Source organism: Burkholderia sp. 3C (assembly GCF_054589155.1).
Genome location: NZ_BAAILN010000092.1, coordinates 450,093 through 454,451, shown reverse-complemented (window position 1 = coordinate 454,451; position 4,359 = coordinate 450,093). Strand labels below are relative to the sequence as shown.

Annotated in this window: 5 protein-coding genes; 3 read left to right on the top strand and 2 right to left on the bottom strand. The window is 69.8% G+C overall.

Features of this window, described 5'->3' with window-relative positions:
* Positions 1-54: 54 nt before the first annotated feature.
* Together ACYP33_RS18370 and ygfZ are read right to left on the bottom strand one after the other, a co-directional pair.
* The gene (locus tag ACYP33_RS18370; protein ID WP_414451747.1) at positions 55-906 is read right to left on the bottom strand and encodes an NRDE family protein; all 852 of its coding nucleotides are present in this window, start codon (positions 904-906) and stop codon (positions 55-57) included.
* A gap of 88 nt (positions 907-994) precedes the next feature.
* Positions 995-2,035 carry a CAF17-like 4Fe-4S cluster assembly/insertion protein YgfZ gene (gene ygfZ / locus ACYP33_RS18365; RefSeq protein ID WP_459623149.1) on the bottom strand — a complete coding sequence of 347 codons (1,041 nt, stop codon included), beginning with the start codon at positions 2,033-2,035 and terminating at the stop codon, positions 995-997.
* A gap of 78 nt (positions 2,036-2,113) precedes the next feature.
* Here ygfZ and mltG point away from each other — a divergent pair, with 78 nt between their 5' ends.
* The 3 genes from mltG to holB all read left to right on the top strand — a co-directional run.
* Positions 2,114-3,130, top strand: a complete 1,017-nt coding sequence (mltG, locus tag ACYP33_RS18360) for an endolytic transglycosylase MltG (protein WP_459623148.1) — start codon at positions 2,114-2,116, stop codon at positions 3,128-3,130.
* Position 3,131: 1 nt separating this feature from the next.
* The gene (gene tmk / locus ACYP33_RS18355; protein ID WP_414451750.1) at positions 3,132-3,752 is read left to right on the top strand and encodes a dTMP kinase; all 621 of its coding nucleotides are present in this window, start codon (positions 3,132-3,134) and stop codon (positions 3,750-3,752) included.
* Between the two features lie 16 nt (positions 3,753-3,768).
* The coding region (holB, locus tag ACYP33_RS18350) for a DNA polymerase III subunit delta' (RefSeq protein WP_459623146.1) at positions 3,769-4,359 on the top strand (591 nt) is incomplete at its 3' end.

Below are 4,359 nucleotides of genomic sequence, written 5' to 3'. Positions count from 1 at the left end.
GGCGTTCGAGGCCGATTAGGAGGCCTCGAACGCGAACCGCGCCAGCCGGGCGGGTCAGCGTGGCGCCGCGCCGCCCAGATCGACGTCGAAGCTCGCCGCGCGCTCGAACGCGCCGGGGCGCACGATGCGGTGCGAGCCGTCGTCGTCGTTGCGTTCCTTGATCTCGACCGTGAGCCGCGAACGTTCCTTCATCGTCACGCGCAGCGCGGTGGTGCCGCGCGTGCCGTATTCGGGCGTTTCGATGAAGGCGGCCGACAGCGCGCGCTCGCGGGCGAGCGGAATGCCGGTGTGCGGCAGCGCGTCGTCGTCGGCGGTGCGCGTGTCGCGCATGATGTCGATCAGCGTGTCGAGCGACGGCATGGCGTCGTCGGTCAGCAGCGTGCCCAGTTCGCTGCGCTTGTGGACCAGCTTCGGCCACGGCGTATCGAGCCGCGCGTTCGACAGGCCGTGCACGCCCGGGCCGAGCAGCAGCGGCGGGTCGAGCGGCGTATCGGGTTCGGCCGGCCGGTTGCAGTACCAGGCCAGTTCGCGGCGGCGGCAGTCGCCCACCAGCAGGTTGAAGCCGTTGTAGAGCGCGGCGGTGCCGGCAAGATGGGCGAGGTAGTCGAGCGGCGCGACGTTGCGGCCGCCGAGGAAATCGGACACCAGCTTGCCGCGCGTGGGCGCGCCGGCGCGGATGTCGAACGGGGCGCGATAGTTGGTCAGCGCGGCGAAGCGGCCATCGCGCGACACGCCGAGCCAGGTGCCGCCGCCTTCGAGGTCGCGGCCGGCCAGCACGCCCGGCACATCCTCCCACCAGGCGATCGGCGCGCTCGTGCGCCGGAAGAATTCGTCACGGTTGGCGGTGAGCGTCAGCACCGGGCCATCGTCGGCCTCGGGCTGCCAGTCGAATACGATCAGGCACATCGGGTGAGTCCCTCGCTGGGATCGGGGTGCGCGGCCCGGGCAGGCGCGACGGGGCGCGCCAAGCCGCGCGCCACGATAGCACGCGCGCTCAGACTTCGGTGGGCAATGCGTAGGGCAGCGGCAGGAAGCGCAGCGCCGGGCCGTCGGCCGCGCCGAGATGGACCGAGCCGCCTTCCTGCGCGGCCAGCTTGATCTCGACCAGGGCATCGATGCCGCCCTCGGGCGACGCGGCCGCGTTGACGATCATCCCGCACGGCTGGCCCGGATCCTCGCTGTGGAACAGCTCGGTGCCGGGGCGGGCCGTGTTGGGCTCGACCTCGGCGTGCACCAGCGCCGTGCGGCGCTTGATCGTGCCGCGATACTGGCTGCGCGCGACGATTTCCTGGCCCGGATAGCAGCCCTTGCGGAAATTGACGGCGCCGATCACGTCGTAGTTGACCATTTGCGGCACGAACTGCTCGACCACCGGCTGCGTGATGCGGGGCTCGGCCGCGCGAATCTCGAGCCAATCCCACACGGCCGGCGAGACGCGCGCGAGCTTGCCGTCGAGCGCGGGCGCCGCCGCGTCGAACTGCTCGCGGGTGGCGATCCACAGGTAGCGCGCGCGATCGGCCGCGTCGGGCAGGCGCATCAGCGTGCCGGCCGGGCCGTCGAGCTTGGTGTGAACGCCGTCGGGCAGCGCCTCGAACAGCCCCGACAGCGCCTCGCGCACGTCGCCGGCAAAGCCGGTGGCGACCAGCTCGGCCGCGTCGCCGAGCTTGGCCTTGGCGCGCAGCACGAACATCGAGAGCCGCTTCTGGACGGCGGGCTGGATATCCTTCGAGACCAGCAGGCGCACGCCATTGGCGCTGCGCCAGGTGGTGAACGACGCCAGCAGCCGGCCCTTCGGCGAGCAGTAGCCGGCCAACCGGACGCTGGCCGCGTCGAGGTGTTCGACATCGTTGGTGAGTTGGCTGTGCAGGAACGTCGCGGCATCGTCGCCGGCGACATCGATGATGCCGAACTGCGGCAGCGCCGCGTAGGCGCCGCCCGTGCGCACCGCCTCGAATTCGGCGGCGGTGGGACGGGGCAGGTCGGGGAGGCTGGGGGCAGCCGCGGCGGGCACCCCGTTCGTGATCGGTAGGTTCATGGAACTGGGGAGCAGTCAATCCTGACTTTGGCGGAGACAAGCAAGTATTATATTGACCTTCACCGAACCCCGTTGCCGATGTCCTTACTCTCAAAATGTGCCGCGCTCGCGGCGGCGGCCGTCGTCGTGGCCGCTGCACTGGCGGGCGGCGGTTATTATCTGGCGATCCAGCCCCTCGTTTTGCCGGCCCCGACCATCGATGTCACGATCAAGCCCCGCAGCAGCGTCAAGAGCGTCGCGCAGCAGCTCGTGCATGGCGGCGTGCCGTTGCAGCCGCAGTTGTTCACGCTGATGACGCGCGTGCTCGGCCTGTCGAGCCGCCTCAAATCGGGCAATTACGAATTCAATACCGGCTTGACGTCGTACGACGTCCTGCAGAAGCTCGCGCGCGGCGACGTCAACGAATACGTGGCGACCGTGATCGAGGGCTGGACCTTCAAGCGCATGCGTGCCGAACTCGACACCAATCCGGCCCTCGTGCACACCACGCTCGGCCTGAGCGACACGGAAGTGCTGCGCGCGATCGGCGCGACGCCGGCCGAGATCAACCGCGGCAGCGGCGAGGGCCTGTTCTTTCCCGATACCTATCTGTTCGACAAGGGCACCAGTGATATCAACGTCTACCGGCGCGCCTACCACCTGATGCAGACGCGCATCGACGAGGCGTGGCGCATGCGCGCACCGGGCCTGCCGTATCGCTCGCCCTATGAAATGCTGACGGTGGCGTCGATCGTCGAAAAGGAAACCGGCCACGCGGCCGACCGCTCGCTGGTGGCGGCGGTGTTCGCGAACCGGCTGAAGATCGGCATGCCGCTGCAGACCGACCCGAGCGTGATCTACGGCCTGGGCGACGCCTACGACGGCCACCTGCGCCGACGGGATCTGCAAATGGACACTCCTTACAATACCTACACGCGCCGCGGCCTGCCGCCGACGCCGATCGCGCTTCCGGGCGTGGCGGCGCTGCAGGCCGCCGTGAACCCGGCCGCCACCGCGGCGCTCTATTTCGTCGCGAAGGGCGACGGCACGAGCGTCTTCTCGGATACGCTCGGCGATCACAACAAGGCCGTGGACAAATACATTCGAGGTCAATGAGATGGCGCGTGGAAAATTCATCACGTTCGAGGGGATCGACGGCGCGGGCAAGACCACGCACCTCGCCTGGTTCTGCGAGCAATTGCGCGCGCGGGGCGCGAGCGCCGGGCGGCAGGTCGTGCAAACGCGCGAGCCGGGCGGCACCACGCTCGGCGAGGCGCTGCGCACGGTGTTGCTGGAGCAACCGATGGACCTCGAAACCGAGGCGCTGCTGATGTTCGCGAGCCGCCGCGAGCACTTGGCGCGCGTGATCGAGCCGGCGCTCGCGCGTGGCGACTGGGTGGTGTCCGATCGCTTCTCCGACGCCACGTTCGCCTACCAGGGCGGCGGGCGCGGGCTGCCGCGCGACAAGCTGGAAGCGCTCGAACGTTGGGTGCAGGGCGGTTTTCAGCCCGATCTGACGCTGCTGTTCGACGTGCCGCCCGATATCGCCAGCGAGCGGCGCGGCGCGGCGCGCGCGCCCGACAAGTTCGAGGCGGAAAGCGATGCCTTCTTCCTGCGCACGCGCGCCGAATATCTGCGCCGTGCCGAGGAAGCGCCGTACCGCTTCGTCATCGTCGACGCCACGCAGTCGATCGCGCAGATCCAGCGGCAGCTCGACGCCGTGCTGGCCGCGCTTTGAGCAGGGGGCCGATCCGATGATCTATCCGTGGCAAACCGACGACTGGAACCGCCTCCAGGCGCTGCGCACGGCCTGGCCGCATGCGCTGCTGCTGCATGGCCAGGCCGGCATCGGCAAGCTGCGCTTCGCGCAGCATCTGGCGCAGGGCTTCCTGTGCGAAGCGCCGCAGGCCGACGGCGAGCCGTGCGGCCAGTGCGTGGCCTGCAACTGGTTCGCGCAGGGCAACCATCCCGATTACCGGGTGGTGCTGCCCGAGGCGCTGGCCGGCGAGGCGCCGGGCGCGGTGGCCGAGGAGCCGAAGGCCGACGACGAGGGCGGCAAGAAAACCCGCACGCCGAGCAAGGAAATCAAGATCGAGCAGGTGCGCGGGCTGCTCGATTTCGCCGGCGTGGGTTCGCACCGCGGCGGCGCGCGCGTGGTGGTGCTGTATCCGGCCGAAGCGCTCAACGTGGCCGCCGCCAACGCATTGCTCAAGACGCTCGAGGAGCCGCCCGCGGGCATGGTGTTCCTGCTGGTGTCGGCGCGGCTCGACCGGCTGCTGCCGACCATCATCAGCCGCTGCCGCCAATGGCCGATGACCTTGCCGTCGCACGAGGCCGCCGTGGCC

Coding starts and splice junctions, on each gene's coding strand:
- ygfZ (WP_459623149.1), bottom strand. CDS start 2,035: ATGAACCTACCGATCACGAACGGGGTGCCCGCCGCGGCTGCCCCCAGC.
- mltG (WP_459623148.1), top strand. CDS start 2,114: ATGTCCTTACTCTCAAAATGTGCCGCGCTCGCGGCGGCGGCCGTCGTC.
- ACYP33_RS18370 (WP_414451747.1), bottom strand. CDS start 906: ATGTGCCTGATCGTATTCGACTGGCAGCCCGAGGCCGACGATGGCCCG.
- tmk (WP_414451750.1), top strand. CDS start 3,132: ATGGCGCGTGGAAAATTCATCACGTTCGAGGGGATCGACGGCGCGGGC.